General features: G+C 69.4%; 12 protein-coding genes. 11 read left to right on the top strand and 1 reads right to left on the bottom strand.

Annotated features, from left to right (window positions below):
• Positions 1–3: 3 nt before the first annotated feature.
• Genes nuoL through AC1DYG_RS07925 form a run of 4 tightly spaced genes read left to right on the top strand, consistent with a single transcriptional unit; the run spans position 4 to position 6,117 of the window.
• Entirely contained in the window at positions 4–1,956 is a 1,953-nt protein-coding gene (nuoL, locus tag AC1DYG_RS07940) for an NADH-quinone oxidoreductase subunit L (protein ID WP_477639313.1), read from the top strand.
• A complete protein-coding gene (locus AC1DYG_RS07935; RefSeq protein ID WP_477639312.1) occupies positions 1,956–3,485 on the top strand; it encodes an NADH-quinone oxidoreductase subunit M in 1,530 nt (509 codons plus the stop codon). The genes nuoL and AC1DYG_RS07935 overlap by 1 nt, the downstream gene beginning before the upstream one ends.
• Before the next feature lie 8 nt (positions 3,486–3,493).
• Complete coding sequence (nuoN, locus tag AC1DYG_RS07930; RefSeq protein WP_477639483.1) at positions 3,494–5,083, top strand: NADH-quinone oxidoreductase subunit NuoN; 1,590 nt, start codon at positions 3,494–3,496, stop codon at positions 5,081–5,083.
• Positions 5,080–6,117 carry a polyprenyl synthetase family protein gene (locus tag AC1DYG_RS07925; RefSeq protein WP_477639311.1) on the top strand — a complete coding sequence of 346 codons (1,038 nt, stop codon included), beginning with the start codon at positions 5,080–5,082 and terminating at the stop codon, positions 6,115–6,117. The genes nuoN and AC1DYG_RS07925 overlap by 4 nt, the downstream gene beginning before the upstream one ends.
• Before the next feature lie 251 nt (positions 6,118–6,368).
• Here AC1DYG_RS07925 and AC1DYG_RS07920 read toward each other — a convergent pair whose 3' ends face one another.
• Positions 6,369–8,390, bottom strand: a complete 2,022-nt coding sequence (locus AC1DYG_RS07920; RefSeq protein WP_477639310.1) for a PhoX family protein — start codon at positions 8,388–8,390, stop codon at positions 6,369–6,371.
• Between the two features lie 174 nt (positions 8,391–8,564).
• Here AC1DYG_RS07920 and AC1DYG_RS07915 point away from each other — a divergent pair, with 174 nt between their 5' ends.
• The 7 genes from AC1DYG_RS07915 to AC1DYG_RS07885 all read left to right on the top strand — a co-directional run bounded on the left by AC1DYG_RS07915 (position 8,565) and on the right by AC1DYG_RS07885 (position 15,996).
• Positions 8,565–9,710 (top strand): amino acid deaminase/aldolase, encoded by a 1,146-nt coding sequence (locus AC1DYG_RS07915; protein ID WP_477639309.1) that lies wholly within the window; start codon positions 8,565–8,567, stop codon positions 9,708–9,710.
• Entirely contained in the window at positions 9,707–11,008 is a 1,302-nt protein-coding gene (locus tag AC1DYG_RS07910) for a D-arabinono-1,4-lactone oxidase (protein WP_477639308.1), read from the top strand. Before AC1DYG_RS07915 ends, AC1DYG_RS07910 begins: the two co-directional genes overlap by 4 nt.
• A 25-nt stretch (positions 11,009–11,033) precedes the next feature.
• The gene (locus AC1DYG_RS07905) at positions 11,034–11,543 is read left to right on the top strand and encodes a DinB family protein (protein ID WP_477639307.1); all 510 of its coding nucleotides are present in this window, start codon (positions 11,034–11,036) and stop codon (positions 11,541–11,543) included.
• Between the two features lie 151 nt (positions 11,544–11,694).
• Positions 11,695–12,909: an ROK family protein gene (locus AC1DYG_RS07900; protein WP_477639306.1), complete on the top strand. Its 1,215-nt coding sequence runs from the start codon at positions 11,695–11,697 to the stop codon at positions 12,907–12,909.
• The gene (locus tag AC1DYG_RS07895) at positions 12,906–13,787 is read left to right on the top strand and encodes a carbohydrate ABC transporter permease (RefSeq protein WP_477639305.1); all 882 of its coding nucleotides are present in this window, start codon (positions 12,906–12,908) and stop codon (positions 13,785–13,787) included. Before AC1DYG_RS07900 ends, AC1DYG_RS07895 begins: the two co-directional genes overlap by 4 nt.
• Positions 13,780–14,661, top strand: coding sequence for a carbohydrate ABC transporter permease (locus tag AC1DYG_RS07890; protein ID WP_477639304.1), 882 nt, complete (start codon positions 13,780–13,782; stop codon positions 14,659–14,661). The genes AC1DYG_RS07895 and AC1DYG_RS07890 overlap by 8 nt, the downstream gene beginning before the upstream one ends.
• Before the next feature lie 69 nt (positions 14,662–14,730).
• On the top strand, positions 14,731–15,996 hold the full coding sequence (locus AC1DYG_RS07885) for an ABC transporter substrate-binding protein (RefSeq protein ID WP_477639303.1): 1,266 nt from the start codon (positions 14,731–14,733) through the stop codon (positions 15,994–15,996).
• Positions 15,997–16,027 lie beyond the last annotated feature (31 nt).

Here is a 16,027-nt window from a genome sequence, read left to right as displayed (position 1 = left end):
CAGGTGACCTCCCTCGCCCACCTCGCCACCGCCGCCACCACGTCAGAAACCGCCGCCGCCGCGGCCACCGGCGTCACGGCATACGCGTGGCTGCTCGTGGCTCTGCCGCTGCTCGGTGCTGCCGTGCTCCTGTTCGGGGGCCGCGCCACCGACAAGTGGGGGCCGCTGTTCGCCGTCGCGATGTCGTGGGCAGCCTTCGTCGTCGGCCTCGTCGTCTGGATCTCGATGCTCGGCCGCGGCGCCGAGGAGCGGGCCGCCCACCTGCACCTGTTCAACTGGGTGCCGGCGGGGTCGTTCAACCTCGACGCCGGGATGCTCGTCGACCAGCTGTCGGTGACGTTCGTGCTGCTGGTGACCTTCGTCGGGTCGCTCATCCACGTCTACTCGCTCGGCTACATGGAGCACGACCCCGACAAGCGCCGGTTCTTCGCCTACCTCAACCTGTTCGTGGCCGCGATGCTGCTGCTGGTGCTGGCCGACTCCTACCTGCTGCTCTACGTCGGCTGGGAAGGCGTGGGTCTGGCGTCCTACCTGCTCATCGGGTTCTGGAACCACAACCCCACCTATGCCACGGCGGCCAACAAGGCGTTCGTCGTCAACCGCGTCGGTGACTTCGGCCTGTCCGTCGGGATCATGGTCATGTTCGCGGCCTTCGGCACGGTCACCTTCGCCGGCGTCCAGGAAGCCGCGCAGGGTGGTGCGGGCGAGGGTGTGCTCACGGCAATCGGCCTGCTGCTGCTGCTCGGTGCCTGCGGCAAGTCGGCGCAGTTCCCGCTGCAGAGCTGGCTCGGCGACGCCATGGCCGGCCCCACCCCGGTGTCGGCGCTCATCCACGCCGCGACCATGGTCACCGCCGGGGTCTACCTCGTGGTGCGCAGCAGCTTCATCTTCGACAACGCGCCCAACGCCCAGCTGGCGGTCGTCGCCGTCGGTGCGGTGACGCTGATCTTCGGGGCCATCGTCGGTTGTGCCAAGGACGACATCAAGAAGGCGCTGGCCGCCTCGACCATGTCGCAGATCGGCTACATGATGCTCGCGGCCGGGCTCGGTCCGGTCGGCTACGCCTTCGCGATCTTCCACCTGCTGACCCACGGCTTCTTCAAGGCCGGCATGTTCCTCGGCGCCGGGTCGGTCATGCACGGCATGAACGACCAGGTCGACATGCGCCGCTTCGGTGGGCTGTCCGGTGCCATGAAGATCACCTGGGTCACGTTCGGGCTCGGCTGGCTCGCGATCCTCGGTGTCCCGCCGTTCTCCGGTTTCTGGTCCAAGGACAAGATCATCGAGGCAGCCTTCATCGGTGAGGGCTGGCGTCCGTGGGTGTTCGGCGGGGCCGCGCTCATCGGTGCCGGCATCACGGCCTTCTACATGTCCCGCCTGTTCTTCATGACCTTCCACGGCAAGAAGCGCTGGACCGAGGACGTGCACCCGCACGAGTCGCCCCTCACCATGACCGTCCCGATGATGGTGCTGGCGGTGGGCTCGGCCCTGCTCGGCCTCGTCCTGTCGATCGGTGGCACCTTCACCTCCTGGCTCGAGCCGGTGGTCGGAGGTCACGAGGAAGGCGAGCACCCGGTGCTGCCGGTGTGGTCGCTCATGACGCTGACCCTGCTGCTGGTGGCCGGCGGCATCGCGCTGGCGTGGATGCGCTACTGGCGTGACGAGGTGCCGCACGCCCAGCCCGCGGGCTCGCTCGTCACCCGCGCCGCGCGCCGCGACCTCTACCAGGACGACGTCAACGAAGGAGTCTTCATGCGACCCGGTGTCCACCTCACCCGGGCGCTGGTCTTCGCCGACAACCGCGGCGTCGACGGCGCGGTCGGTGGTCTGGCCGCCCTCGTCGGTGGCACGTCCAGCCGCCTGCGTCGCCTCCAGAACGGCTTCGCACGCTCGTACGCCCTGACGATGCTCGCCGGCGTCGTCGTGATCCTCGGTGCCATGTGGGTGATCCAGTGATGACGAACTTCCCCTGGCTGACCGTGATCGGGCTGATCCCGCTCATCGGTGCTGCCGTCGTGGCCGGACTCCCGGCCGGCCTGACCGATCGGGCCAAGCACGTCGCCCTGGGCTTCTCGCTGGTGACGCTGGTCTTCGGCATCGCCGCGGCGCTGCAGTTCGAGAACGGTTCCGGCGAGCAGTTCCAGCTCACCGAGCAGCACGAGTGGATCCCGCAGTTCGGGGTGTCCTACGCGGTCGGCGTCGACGGCATCGCGCTGGTCATGATCCTGATGGCCCTGGTGCTGACGCCTGTCTGCATCCTGGCCGCCTGGAACGACGTGCCCGAGGGCGGCAAGCGCGAGAAGAACTACTTCGCGCTCATGCTCGTGCTGGCCACGTTCATGGTCGGCGTCTTCGCGGCCACCGACGTCTTCCTCTTCTACGTCTTCTTCGAGGCGATGCTGATCCCGGTGTACTTCCTCATCGGCTCCTTCGGGGGATCGCGCAGGCAGTATGCCGCGGTGAAGTTCCTGCTCTTCTCGCTCGCGGGCGGGCTGGTCATGCTGGTCGGCGTCATCGCGCTCTACCACTACGGCCCGGGTGGGGCAGACGGCTTCCTCGTGTCGAAGCTCACCGGTCTGTCGCTGGGTGCGACGCCCGAGCGGCTGATGTTCGTGGCGTTCTTCATCGCGTTCGCCGTCAAGGCTCCGATGTGGCCCGTCCACACCTGGCTGCCCGACGCCGCCACCGAGGCACGGCCCGCGACGGCCGTGCTGCTCGTCGGCGTCCTCGACAAGGTCGGCACCTACGGGATGATCCGGTTCTGTCTGCAGCTGTTCCCGGAGGCCTCCAAGTGGGCCACGCCGGTGGTGCTGACCCTCGCGGTCATCTCGATCCTCTACGGTGCGCTGCTCGCGATCGGCCAGACCGACATCATGCGACTGATCGCCTACACCTCGATCAGCCACTTCGGCTTCATCGTGCTGGGCATCTTCGCCCTGACGACGACCGGTGGGGCGGGCTCCACGCTCTACATGCTCAACCACGGGTTCTCGACCGCCGCACTGTTCCTCATCGGGGCCATGCTCGTCGCCCGTCGTGGCAGCAAGCGGATCCCCGACTTCGGTGGCTGGCAACGCGTCACGCCCGGGTTGGCCGGTGTCTTCCTGGTGGCCGGCCTCTCCGGTCTGGCGCTGCCCGGACTCAGCTCCTTCATCTCCGAGATCATGGTGCTCGTCGGGACGTACCAGCGTTACCCGGTGCCCGCGGTCATCGCGACGGCAGGCATCGTCCTGGCGGCGCTGTACATCCTGCTGATGTACAAGCGGATGATGACCGGGCCCAAGCCGGAGCTCGACGGCCCGGTCCGCGACATCACGCTGCGGGAGAAGCTCGTCGTGGCCCCGCTGATCGCGGCGTTCCTCGTCCTCGGGTTCTACCCCAAGCCCGCTCTCGACCTGCTCAACCCGGCGGTGACCGCCACGCTGAAGTTCGTCGGCGCCACCGACCCAGCCCCCACCTCCGCTGCTGACGGGAGCACGAAGTAATGCCCGCCATGACGGTCCTGTCCACGCCGGCGCTGACCACCGCCTTCAAGGCCGCTGACGTCGACTACGGCGCCATCGCCCCGATGCTCATCGTGGTCGGAGGCGCCATGGTCGGGGTCCTCGTCGAGGCCTTCGCCCCGCGTCGGCTGCGGCACGCGATCCAGGTGAGCCTGGCCCTCGTGACCCTCGTGGCGGCGTTCGTCGTCCTCGTGACGGTGTCGACCGACGCGAGCCACCGCGGCGGCACGCTCGCCCAGGCGGTCATCATCGACGGCCCGGCGCTGTTTCTCCAGGGCGCGATCCTGGCGATGGCTGCGCTCGGCATCCTCACCATGGCCGAGAAGTTCGGTGGCCAGGGCGCCGACGCCTTCACCCCGATGGGTGCTGCCGTGCCCGGGTCGCCCCACGAGGCGGCCGCACTGCGCGCCGGGCTCGCAACCAGCGAGGTCTTCCCGCTGACCCTGTTCTCCGTGGTCGGGATGCTGCTGTTCCCAGCGGCGGGTGACCTGCTGACGATGTTCGTCGCGCTCGAGGTGCTGTCCCTCCCGCTCTACCTGCTGTGCGGGTTGGCGCGTCGTCGCCGGCTCCTGTCGCAGGAGGCCTCGCTCAAGTACTTCCTGCTCGGTGCCTTCAGCTCGGCGTTCTTCCTGTTCGGCGCGGCCCTGCTCTACGGCTACGCCGGCTCGCTCTACCTCGCCGACATCGCCACGGCGGTCAGCGCGGCCAACGGGGCGCTCGAGGGCCTGCTCCTGCCCGGCGTGCTGCTGGTCCTGATCGGTCTGCTGTTCAAGGTCGGCGCGGTGCCGTTCCACTCCTGGACCCCCGACGTCTACCAGGGTGCCCCCACGCCGGTGACCGGCTTCATGGCCGCCTGCACCAAGGTGGCCGCCTTCGGCGCGATCCTGCGCGTGGTCTACGTCGGCATCGAGGCCAACAGGTGGGACTGGCGCGGTGGCGTCATCGCCGTCGCCGCCCTGACCATGGTCGTGGGTGCGGTCCTGTCCGTGACCCAGACCGACGTCAAGCGACTGCTGGCCTACTCGTCGATCGCGCACGCCGGCTTCATCCTCGTCGCGGTGCTGTCCTTCGACCGCACCGGCGTCTCGGGCACGATGTTCTACCTCGTCGCCTACGGCTTCATGACGATCGCGGGCTTCGCCGTGGTCTCCCTCGTGCGTCAGGGCGGCTCCGAGGCGTCACACCTGTCGCAGTGGGCGGGCCTGGGCCGCAACCACCCCGTGGTGGCGGGCGTCTTCGCCTTCCTGCTGCTGGCGTTCGCGGGCATCCCCCTGACGTCCGGCTTCGCCGCGAAGTATGCCGCGTTCTCGCCGGCGATCACCTTCGGCGGCCGTTCCGGGCTGGCCCTGGTCATCATCGGCGTCCTCTGCAGCGTGATCACCGCGTTCGTCTACGTCCGCCTGATCGTGCTCATGTACTTCACCGACCCGCCGGCAGGGGAGGCCGTCGTGGCCGAGACGGCGTCGCCGTTCACCACGATCGCGATCACCATCGGCACGCTCGTGACGCTCGCCCTCGGGGTGCTCCCGTCGCAGGCCCTCGACCTCGCCGAGCGGTCGTCTCAGTTCCTGGTGAAATGACGCACCCTGCCGAGACGCCGCAACCTCGTCAGGCGAGTTCGACTCCTCCGGTCATCGTCCTGCCCGGCACGTCGGAGCAGCTGTCCGCGCGCCTGCAGGCCGGGCTCGACGAGGTCGACGCGCTGCTGCGCCGCGAGGTCGACCACGACGACCCGTTCATCGCCGAGGCGAACACCCACCTCATCGAGGCAGGCGGCAAGCGCTTCCGCCCGCTGCTGACCCTGCTGGCCTCCGAGCTCGGGACCGGTATCAACGCCGACGTCGTCGCCGCGGCCGCCGGGGTCGAGCTGACCCACGTCGCGTCGCTGTGCCACGACGACGTCATGGACGAGGCCGAGGTCCGCCGTGGCGCCCCCAGCGCCAATGCGAAGTACGGCAACTCCACCGCCATCCTGGTCGGCGACATGCTCTTCGGCACCGCGTCGTCGATCATCGCCGACCTCGGCGCCGACGCCGTCAAGATCCAGGCCGAGACCTTCGTGCGGCTGTGCGCCGGGCAGATCCGTGACGACCGCCCCAGCCCCAGCGGGCAGGACCCGGTCGACTACTACCTCGGCGTGCTCGCTGACAAGACCGGCGTCCTGATCGCGACGGCCGCACGCTATGGCGCGATGTTCTCCGGCTGCGACGCACAGACCGTCGAGATCATGCGCGAGTACGGCGAGCGGCTCGGCATGGCCTTCCAGCTCGCCGACGACCTCATCGACGTCTCGTCGGAGGCGCAGGACCTGGGCAAGACCCCCGGCACGGACCTGCGCGAGGGCAAGCGAACGCTCCCGGTGCTCTACGCCCTGGCCTCGACCGACCCGGCAGACGCCCGGCTCCGCGAACTGGTGCAGACCGAGGTCCGCGACCAGGCGCTGCTCGACGAGGCCCTCGCGCTGCTGCGTGCCCACCCGGCCATGGAGCAGGCCCGCGAGCACACGGCCGCCGTGGCCAGGGCGGCCCAGGACGTCCTCGACCCGCTGCCCGACAGCGAGGCCAAGGCCGCCCTGCGGGCCCTGGCGACCAGCGTCGTCACCCGCGTCGGCTGACCCCGACCCGTCCAGTCGGCTGACCCACCCGTCCACCCGAACCACGTCGCGTTCTCATGCAAAAGGCGAGTTGGCGCCGCGTGGCCCGGCGCTAACTCGCCTTTTGCATGAAGTGGCGCCGCCTGGTCCGGCGCCAACTCGCCTTTTGCATGAGATGGCGACGGCAGATTAGGTATGCCGCGGGGGTGAGTCCGCGGCATGCCTCCTCGTGCGTGGGGTGACCCCGCCACCTCGGCGAGGTGGCGGCGGAGTCAGGCGTGGTGGATCTGGATGACTGCCGGTCGGGGCTGGCCGCCGCCGAGGTAGGGGAACTGGCTGCGCGGGGCGGCAGGTGACGCACCGCTCGTCTCACCGGGGTGCTGGATGGCAGCCAGCACCGTCCTTTGGTCCCAGGTGACGAGTGGTCCGCAGCACTCGGAGTAGGCGGGTACCGACAGGAACTGCTGCAGGTGGCCCTTGTGGGGCCCGGCGAGGGGGAAGAGGTACATGCCGTCGCACGCGCCGAGGGCGTTGCCGTCGGTGGCGATCCACATGTTGCCGTCGTTGTCGAAGGCGATGTTGTCGGGGCAGGAGATGGGCGAGACCTCGGACCGGTCGTAGCCGTTGAAGTACGTCGTCGGGTCGTTCGGGTCACCGGCGATGAGGACGATCTTCCAGGTGAAGGTGGTCGCCGCGTCGTCGCCACCGCTCGGCGTGATCTCGATGATGTGCCCGTGCTTGTTGTTGGCGCGCGGGTTGGCCTCGTCGATCTGGCTGGGCTGGCGGCTGGTGTTGTTCGTGCACACGACATAGGTGCGGCCGTTGACCAGGTTGGGCTCGACGTCCTCGGGCCGGTCCATCTTGGTGGGGCCGACCTTGTCGGCGGCGAGCCGGGTCCAGATGAGGACCTCCTCGTGCGTGAACCCGGCGACCTTGCTCTCGTTGTCCACCACGAGGGGCAGCCACTGGCCGGAGCCGTCGCTGATCCCGTCCTCGAACCCGTCGCCCGTGAACTTGGCGACATAGAGGTCGCCCGAGGACAGCAGGGTCAGGTTGTGGGCCCGTGCCTTGTCGGAGCTGCCCGGGCGGAAGGTGCCGTGCGAGACGAACTTGTAGAGGTAGTCGAACCGCTCGTCGTCGCCGAGGTAGGCGACCACCCGACCGTCGGGCGCCACTGTGACGTTGGCTCCCTCGTGCTTGAGGCGGCCCATGGCGGTGTGCTTGACCGGGGTCGAGGACGGGTCCGAGGGGTCGAGCTCGACGATCCAGCCGAACCTGTTGACCTCATTGGGTTCCTGAGTCGCGTCGAAGCGGCCGTCCACCCGCTCCCAGCCGCGGCCCTTGGAGCCGGTGAGGCCGTAGCGCTTGTAGGCGTCGGCCTGGTCGGCCGGGGCGGTGGCGGCGGAGAAGTAGCCGTTGAAGTTCTCCTCACCCGACAGCACCGTGCCCCAGGGGGTGAGGCCGCCCGAGCAGTTGCCGAACGTGCCGAGCACGCGGGTACCGGAGGCATCCTTGCTCGTCTGCAGCAGCCGGTGGCCGGCCGCCGGGCCGTCGAGGTGGAACGGCGTGGTGGCGGTGACCCGGCGGTTCGCCGCGCCGCCCTTGACGTAGCTCCACGGTGCGGTGGCGATCTTGCGACGCAGCTCGACGACCGACATCCCGTGGGCGGCCATGATGATCCGGATCTGCTCGGGCGTCAGCGACGCCGACCCGGCGTAGCCCCGGAACATCAGCTCGTCGTTGGTGTACTCGTTGTTGCACACCAGGGTCGCGTGGTTCTCGTCGCGTCCACGGACCAGGGTCGTGTAGTCGTTGTTGTAGCCGAACTGGCCCTCCTGCGCGGCCGCGCTCTGGTGCTCGAAGTCGAAGTCGGGGGCGTCGGCCAGGATCGGGTCGCCCCACGCGACGATCGTCGACCACTCGAAACCGTCGGGGATCACGACCTTGTCGGTGCCCGCGGGCTGGGGAGCGATGGCCGTGAAGCCGAAGGGGGACTTAGTGCCACCGGAGGTGGAGGGCGCGGCGGGGGTCGACGCGGGCGCGGCAGCTGCGGACTGCACTCCGGCCAGGGTGCCGAGCCCGACGACGGCGGCAATCACGCTGCTGCCCTTGAGGACTGCGCGACGGGACGCCCCGGCAGCGACCAGGTCGCCGAAGTAGCCGTTGCCGGTCTCGTTGGGGATGGGTTTGCTGCACGCGTCGTCGCACTTGAAGTGGCAGGTCATCGCGCTGCGACCGCCCTGGTGGACGGTGAGCAGGGGGAGGGCCGTGCGCTCGGGCGAAACTGCTGACATTGAATCCTCCGGGTCTCGGATCTCGGGTCTCGGGCCGCGCACGGGGCGCGGGCTCGCGCGGGAGGCGCGGTCACCCGCCAACCTAGGAACGCGGGGCCGACTGCCGGGGGCGCGCAGGTGAAGGTCGGGTGACTTCCGGTGAACAGGAGGTATGCCGTCGATAGGGTCGGGTGTGTGACCCTCTTGTGGGACGCGGCGACCGCGGCCGTGCAGCCTCCGTTCGCCGTCGTCGACCTCGACGCCTTCGACGCCAATGCGGCAGACCTGGTGCGGCGCGCTGCCGGGACGCCGATCCGGGTGGCGTCCAAGTCGGTGCGTTGTCGTGCCCTCTTGTCGCGGGCGCTCGGGCAGCCCGGCTACGCCGGTGTGATGGCGTATGCCGTGCCGGAAGCCCGTTGGCTGGTCGCCTCGGGCTTCGAGGACGTCTTCGTCGCCTACCCCAGCGTCGACCGGGCTGCGCTCGCGGCCGTGGCGTCTGACAGGCGGGAGGCTGCGCAGGTCACCCTCACGGTCGACTCCGTCGAGCACGTGGAGCTCCTCGCGGGGCTGGACCGGCCTCATGGGCTTCGGGTGGCCGTGGACGTCGATGCCTCACTGCGGATAGGTCGCGTGCACCTCGGTGTCCGGCGGTCGCCGCTGCGAGAGCCCGGGGATGTCGTGGCCGTGGCGAGAGCCGCCGCAGCTGCTGGTCTGTCGGTCGTGGGGCTGATGTTCTACGACGCCCAGATCGCCGGGCTGCCCGACTCCTCGCCCGTGGTGCGGTTGGTCAAGAAGCGCTCCGCCGAGTCCCTCGCCCAGCGTCGCGGCGAGGTCGTCGCCGCCGTGCGGGAGGTGGCAGACCTCGAGTTCGTCAACGGTGGCGGGACTGGTTCGTTGCACGTCACGGGCCAGGACCCTGCGGTGACGGAGCTGGCGGCCGGGTCGGGGCTGTACGGCCCGACCCTGTTCGACGGGTACGACGACTTCACTCCGCAAGCGGCGGCGGCCTTCGCCCTGCCCGTCGTGCGACACCCCGGACCGGGGTTCGTCACGGCCTTCGGTGGCGGCTACGTCGCCTCGGGGCCGCCCGGGTGGGCGCGCGTGCCGGCCCCGTTCGGTCGCCGCGGTGTCAAGCTGGTCAAGTCGGAGGGGGTTGGTGAGGTGCAGACTCCATTGCAGGGCAAGGGAGTTCGTGACCTCGAGCTGGGAGATCGGGTGTGGTTCCGCTACGCCAAGGCAGGGGAGATGTGCGAGCGGTTCGACGCGCTGCACCTGCTGAGTGGAGACCAGCTGGTCGAGACGGTCCCGACCTACCGCGGTGAGGGAAAGAACTTCGGATGACGACCTGGACCAACTGGGCCGGCAACCAGACCAGCCACCCGGCCGAGGTCGCCGCCCCTCGACGCCCCGAGGAGGTGACGGCGGCGATCCTGCGTGCGCAGGCACGCGGCATACCCGTCAAGGCGGTGGGTGCGGGGCACTCGTTCACGGCGGTGGCGGCCACCGACGGGCTCCAGCTGTGCCTCGACCGGCTGAGCGGGATCACCCAGGTGGACCGGGAGCGACGCCGGGTCCGAGTGCTCGCAGGGACGCCCCTGCACGTCCTGAACCCGGCGCTGCAGGCTCTGGGGCTGGCACTGCCCAACCTCGGTGACATCGACCGGCAGTCGGTCGCAGGGGCGATCTCGACAGGCACGCACGGCACCGGCCTGCGCCTGCAGGGAATCGCCGCCGCGGTCTCGGGACTCGTCCTGGCGCTGGCCGATGGTTCGCTGCTGGAGTGCTCGGCGCAGGTCGAGCCCGAGGTCTTCCAGGCTGCGCGGGTGGGCCTGGGGGCGCTCGGCGTGATCACGGAGGTCGAGCTGCAGTGCGTGCCCGCTTTTCGTTTGCACGCCAAGGAGTTCGGCGCCCACCTGTTCGAGGTCCTCGAGCGCATCGACGACGACGTCGAGCACCACGACCACGTCGACATGCACTGGTTCCCGTTGACCGACCGGGTCCTCGTCAAGCACAACGACCGCGTCGACGCCGACCACCCGGGCGCCCCACTGCCACGATGGCGCGCGGTCCTCGACGACGACCTGCTGTCCAACCGGCTGTTCGAGCTCACCAACCGCGGCGCGACGCGCTGGCCGGGGGTGGTCCCGCGACTCAACGCCGTGAGCGCGCGCCTGCTCGGCGCGCACGAGTACACCGACGACTCGTGGCGCGTCTTCGTCGCCGAGCGCGCCGTGCGCTTCAGGGAGAGCGAGTATGCCGTGCCTCGGGCCGCCGTCGCGGATGTCGTTGTGGCAGTGCGGAACTGGCTCGAGCACCACAGGACCCCACTGACCTTTCCGTTGGAGATCAGATTCATCGGCGCTGACGACATCTGGCTGTCCACCGCCTACGAGCGGGAGAACGCCTACATCGCGATCCACCAGTACCACCGGATGGACGACTACGGCGCCTTCGCCGCGTTCGAGGCGATCGTGGCCGAGCATGCCGGTCGCCCGCACTGGGGCAAGCTGCACACCCTCGGCGCAGAGCGCCTGGGTGCGCTGTATCCACGGTTCGGTGACTTCCTGGCCGTGCGAGACCGCCTCGACCCGCAGCGGTTGTTCGCCAACGCGCACCTGGACCACGTCCTGGGCCGGTGACACCGGCTGTCGCTAGCCTCGGAGGATGACTCCGGATCCCGTCATGTCGCCCTACGTCGCCGACGAGAAGGCCGTCCTCCTGGCGGCTCTGCAGAGCCACCGCGACGTGATGCTGTGGAAGCTGGAGGGCTTGTCGGACCAGGACATCCGCCGTCCGATGGTGCCCAGTGGCACCAACCTCGTGGGGCTGGTCAAGCACCTCGCCAATGCCGAGTACGGCTGGTTCGGTGAGACGTTCGGGCGGCCCACCGAGCCGCTCACCGACATCTCCGGTGACCCCGAGGCCGACATGCGCGCCGCCGAGGGGGAGGCCACGGAGGAGATCGTGGCGTTCTACCGGCGGGCCTGGGCGGCAGCGGACGCCGCGATCCACGAGCTGTCGCTCGAGGACACCGGCACGGCCTACACCGGTCGAACCGTCAGCCTGCGATGGGTCTTGGTCCACATGATCGAGGACACGGTCCGCCACGCCGGCCACGCCGACATCCTGCGCGAGCTGATCGACGGCGGCACCGGCCACCACGTCCCGCGCTGACGGCCACGCCGGACGCACCTGCCACCCCGGGCCGCCGGTTGCGCCCCGACGTCGGTTGCCCCGACGTCGGTTTCGCCCAAGGGGTTGACAGGTGAGCGATCCCGACTTAGGTTCACCCTAAATTTAGTATCAAACAAAGGGTGAGCCGACGATGTCTCCGACCGGACCTGTTGCCACACGTGGCAACCTCGTGCGCGCCGCCGTGCTCGGTCTCCTCGGCACCCGTGGTCCGTCGTCCCGGGCCGACATCGCCCGGGTGCTGGGGGTCAGCCCCGCGACGGTCACCCAGACCATCAAGGAGCTCCTCGCCCGCGAGCTGGTGACCGAGCTCGAGTCGGTCCCGAGCCAGGGCGGTCGTCCGGCCACGCTCCTGGGACTGGTGCGCAGTGCGGGCGGCGCCATCGGCGCCAAGGTCACCCCGAACCACGTCGCGCTGGTGTCCATCGACCTCGACGGCACCGTGCGTTCGTCGAGGGCCGTGCCCTTCGATGCGGCCCGCCCGGCCGCACTGGACGCCTTGGCGGACATCTTGCGCGAGGCCGTGGCGCAGCACGAGGGCCGGCTGCTCGGGGTCGGTGTCGGCTTGCCCGGCGCGGTCGACTCCCAGGCGTCGGGCATCGTCGACGCCCCCACGCTGGGATGGGACCGGGCGCCGGTGGGCCCTCGGCTGCGTGAGGCGCTGGGCGTGCCCGTCCTCGTGGACAACGACGTCAACACGCTCGCGGCGGCGGAGAGCGTCTATGGCATCGGTCGGTCGCACGAGTCCTACCTCGTGGTGACGATCGGCTTCGGGGTCGGGCTCGGCATCGTCCAGCAGGGCTCGGTCAGCCGCGGGGCCCACGGTGGCGCCGGCGAGATGGGCCACCTCCCCGTGACGGTCGACGGCCCGCGGTGCGGTTGTGGCAACACCGGCTGCCTCGAGGCGCACATCGGCGAGTCCGGACTGGTTGCCGCGGCCGTGGACCGCGGTGTGATCGCCGCCGGCGGCACCATCAAGGACCTCGTCCGCGAGGCGCGCGGGGGCAACTCCGACGCCCTTGCCGTCTACCGCGAGGCGGGTCGGATGCTCGGCAGCGCCCTGGCTGGCGTCGTGAACATCCTCGATCCCGAGCTGGTCCTCCTCATGGGCGAGGGCATGACCGAGTGGGGGTTCTGGGAGGACGGGTTCGAGGATTCGTTCCGGGCCTGCCTGATGCCGACTCGTCGCGGAATCCGTTGTGCCGTCGAGTCCTGGACCGAGGACCAGTGGGCGGTCGGCGCCGCATCGCTCGTCCTCGCAGCACCGTTCGATGCCGAGACGGCCGGGTCGCAGGGCGAACTGGTGCGGGAGCGCATGCAGACGGCTGCCGTGGGCGGTGCCTCGTGACCGGCCGGGCCAGGTGGCGCAACCTGGGCTGGGTGGTGTTCTTCCTGGCGCCCAGCGCCATCCCGCTCGTCCTGTTCACGGCGACCCCGATGGCCTCGTCGATCTGGGTCAGCCTGCACGAGTGGAATCTCATCTCCCCGATGCGCTGGGTGGGCCTGGACAACTACCGCAGCCTGCTGGCCGACCCCGGCACGCGCAGCGTCTTCCTGCACACCCTGATCTACTGCGCCGGCTACCTGCCGTTGGTGTTCACGGGCGGGCTGGCGCTCGCCCTGGCGCTCAACCAGAAGCTCGCCGGTCGGTCGTTCTTCAGGGCGGCCTACTTCCTACCGGTCGTGACGAGCTGGGTGGTCGTGGCGCTGGTCTGGAAGTGGCTGCTCAATCCCACCAACGGCCTGGTCAACACGCTGCTCGGGGCCGTCGGCGCGCCGCAACCGGGGTGGTGGACCGACCCGAACTGGGCGCTGCCCGCGGTCATCCTCTCCTCGGCGTGGAAGGACCTGGGTTTCGTCATGGTCATCATGCTGGCCGGGCTGCAGGCGATCCCCCAGGACGTCCTCGAGGCCGCCTGGGCCGACGGCGCGAACGCCTGGCAGCGCTTCTGGCGGATCACCCTGCCGCTGCTGTCCCCGTCCACCTTCTTCGTCGTCGTCATCTCCCTGATCAACGGCTTCCAGGTCTTCGACCAGGTCTACGTCATGACGGGGGGCGGTCCGTCCGGCTCCAGCCAGGTGGTCGTCGGTCAGGTCTACGACCTCACCTTCCGCTACGGCCGGGCCGGCGAGGCGAGCGCGCTCTCGTGGATCCTGTTCGCGGTCATCCTGCTCATCACCGTGGTCCAGATCCGCGGCCAGCGCCGGTGGGTGAACTATGCCTGACACGCTGACGCCGCTGGCCCCGCCTGCCGCCCCGGCCGCTGCACCATCGCGACCGCGCCGACCGCTGTCGGCCTGGACCGCCCTTCGGTATGCCGCGGTGCTGGCCGGCGCGGTCGTCATGCTCTTCCCGTTCCTGTGGACCGTGGTCACCTCGATCACGCCGGAGGGAAGTCTCGCGGGCGGGCCGAAGCTGTTCGTCGAGAACCCGACGCTGGCGGCATACCGCACACTGTTGGACGCCTTGCCGATGTGGCGGATCGTCGCCAACTCGCTGTGGGTCGCGGTGGTGTCGACGCTGCTGCAGCTCGTGACGGGGTCGATGGCTGCCTATGGCTTCGCACGGCTGAAGTTCCGCGGCAAGAGCGTCGTCTTCGCGCTGTACCTCGCCACGCTGATGGTGCCCATGCAGGTCCTGGTCGTGCCGCTGTTCATCGAGATGAAGTCGCTCAACCTGCAGGACACCTACATGGCGCTGCTCGCGCCGTCGATCGCCTCGGCGTTCGGGGTCTTCCTGCTGCGACAGGCAGTGGAGTCGGTGCCGCGTGAGCTGGACGAGGCAGCCACGATCGACGGTGCCGGTCACCTGCGCATCTTCGTCACGATCATCCTGCCGCTCATCCGACCCGCCCTGGCGACGGTCGCGGTGTTCGCCTTCATGGGCAGCTGGAACAGCTTCCTGTGGCCGCTGGTCGTCATCCGCTCTCCCGAGTTCATGACCCTGCCGCTCGGGCTCGCGACCCTGCAGGGCCAGTTCACGACGCAGTGGGACGTCGTCATGGCTGGCTCGGTCTTCTCCATCCTCCCCATCGCCGTGGTCTACCTCCTGGCCCAGCGGCACATCATCGCCGGTGTCGCCCACACCGGCATCAAGTAGCCACCCGCACCCCCCACAGCAGTCCCGACCGCGCGCCAACCGGAACGCGGCAGGCCCGAAAGGAACACCATGAGGAACATCGCCAGGCGCAGCGTCGCGCCTGTCATCGCTGCCGGTCTGGCGCTGGCGCTCGGCGCCTGCGCGCAGGGGTCGGCCACGAAGTCGGTCGACGCGGCGGCGTCCGGTGGGAAGACCACCATCCGCTACATGAACTTCTCGGCCAACGGCGGCCACGAGAAGGACCTCGACGCGATCAAGGCAGCCTTCGAGAAGGCCAACCCCGACATCACCGTGCAGCTCGAGACCACGCCGTACGACGCCTACTTCACCAAGCTGCAGACCGCCGTGGCGGGTGGGACGGCAGGCGACGCCTTCGAGCTCAACTACGAGAACTTCGTGACGTACTCCTCCAACGGCTCGCTCGCGGAGCTGAAGGGCGTCAAGGGTGCGGCCTACAAGAAGTCCCTGCTCGACGCGTTCAGCGCGGACGGCAAGCAGTACGGCCTGCCGGAGTCCTTCTCCAACGTCGTGCTGTTCTACAACAAGGACCTCTTCAAGGCAGCCGGGGTCGCCGAGCCCACGTCGGCGTGGACCTGGGTCGACGAGCAGGCAGCGGCGAAGAAGCTGACCAACAAGTCAAAGGGTGTCTGGGGCGACTACCAGCCCGTCTCGTTCTTCGAGTTCTACAAGGCGCTGGCGCAGTCCGGTGGCGAGTTCCTCTCTGCTGACAAGAAGTCCGCGACCTTCAACTCCGACGCGGGCAAGCAGGCTGCGACCTTCCTGGTGTCCAAGTCGGGGACCACGATGCCGACGGAGGCCCAGGGCGCCGGCACGCCAGACTTCGACTCGAAGCTGTTCAAGGACGGCAAGCTGGCGATGTGGCACTCCGGGATCTGGATGTTCTCCGGCATGGCAGATGCCAAGTTCGGCTGGGACATCGCCGTCGAGCCGGGCAACACCACCAAGGCCTCCGCGATGTTCACCAACGGGGCAGTCGTCTCGGCCAAGAGCAAGAACCAGGCCGCGGCCCAGAAGTGGGTGACCTTCCTGACGTCGTCCGACGACATGGTCTCCGCGCGCCTGGCCACGAGCTGGGAGCTGCCGCCGGTCGCCGACCAGGCCAAGCTGGGGAGCTACCTCGACGCAGGCAAGCCGGCCAACCGCAAGGCGGTCTTCGAGTCCCTCGAGGCCACCGCGCTCCCGCCCGTCATCGAGCGGCAGCAGGAGATGCAGGACGCGGTCAACAAGGAGCTCACGGCCGCCGCTGCAGGACGCAAGGACGTGTCGGCTGCGCTGACCGACGCGCAGAAGGCCGTCGACGCGCTGCTCAAGTAGCCCGCTCTTCGCTGCCGGGGCCTCGCCCCCC

The sequence above is a fragment of the Pedococcus sp. P1_H8 genome (assembly GCF_056405175.1).
The sequence above is the reverse complement of the archived record's forward strand: the minus strand, read 5'-3'. Positions and strand labels throughout refer to the sequence as shown.

What these genes read in the sequence shown, in the direction of transcription:
- AC1DYG_RS07910 (WP_477639308.1), top strand. Translation starts at nt 9,707, where the DNA reads ATGACGACCTGGACCAACTGGGCCGGCAACCAGACCAGCCACCCGGCC.
- AC1DYG_RS07920 (WP_477639310.1), bottom strand. Translation starts at nt 8,390, where the DNA reads ATGTCAGCAGTTTCGCCCGAGCGCACGGCCCTCCCCCTGCTCACCGTC.
- nuoN (WP_477639483.1), top strand. Translation starts at nt 3,494, where the DNA reads ATGACGGTCCTGTCCACGCCGGCGCTGACCACCGCCTTCAAGGCCGCT.
- AC1DYG_RS07890 (WP_477639304.1), top strand. Translation starts at nt 13,780, where the DNA reads ATGCCTGACACGCTGACGCCGCTGGCCCCGCCTGCCGCCCCGGCCGCT.
- AC1DYG_RS07935 (WP_477639312.1), top strand. Translation starts at nt 1,956, where the DNA reads ATGACGAACTTCCCCTGGCTGACCGTGATCGGGCTGATCCCGCTCATC.
- AC1DYG_RS07900 (WP_477639306.1), top strand. Translation starts at nt 11,695, where the DNA reads ATGTCTCCGACCGGACCTGTTGCCACACGTGGCAACCTCGTGCGCGCC.
- AC1DYG_RS07925 (WP_477639311.1), top strand. Translation starts at nt 5,080, where the DNA reads ATGACGCACCCTGCCGAGACGCCGCAACCTCGTCAGGCGAGTTCGACT.
- AC1DYG_RS07905 (WP_477639307.1), top strand. Translation starts at nt 11,034, where the DNA reads ATGACTCCGGATCCCGTCATGTCGCCCTACGTCGCCGACGAGAAGGCC.
- AC1DYG_RS07885 (WP_477639303.1), top strand. Translation starts at nt 14,731, where the DNA reads ATGAGGAACATCGCCAGGCGCAGCGTCGCGCCTGTCATCGCTGCCGGT.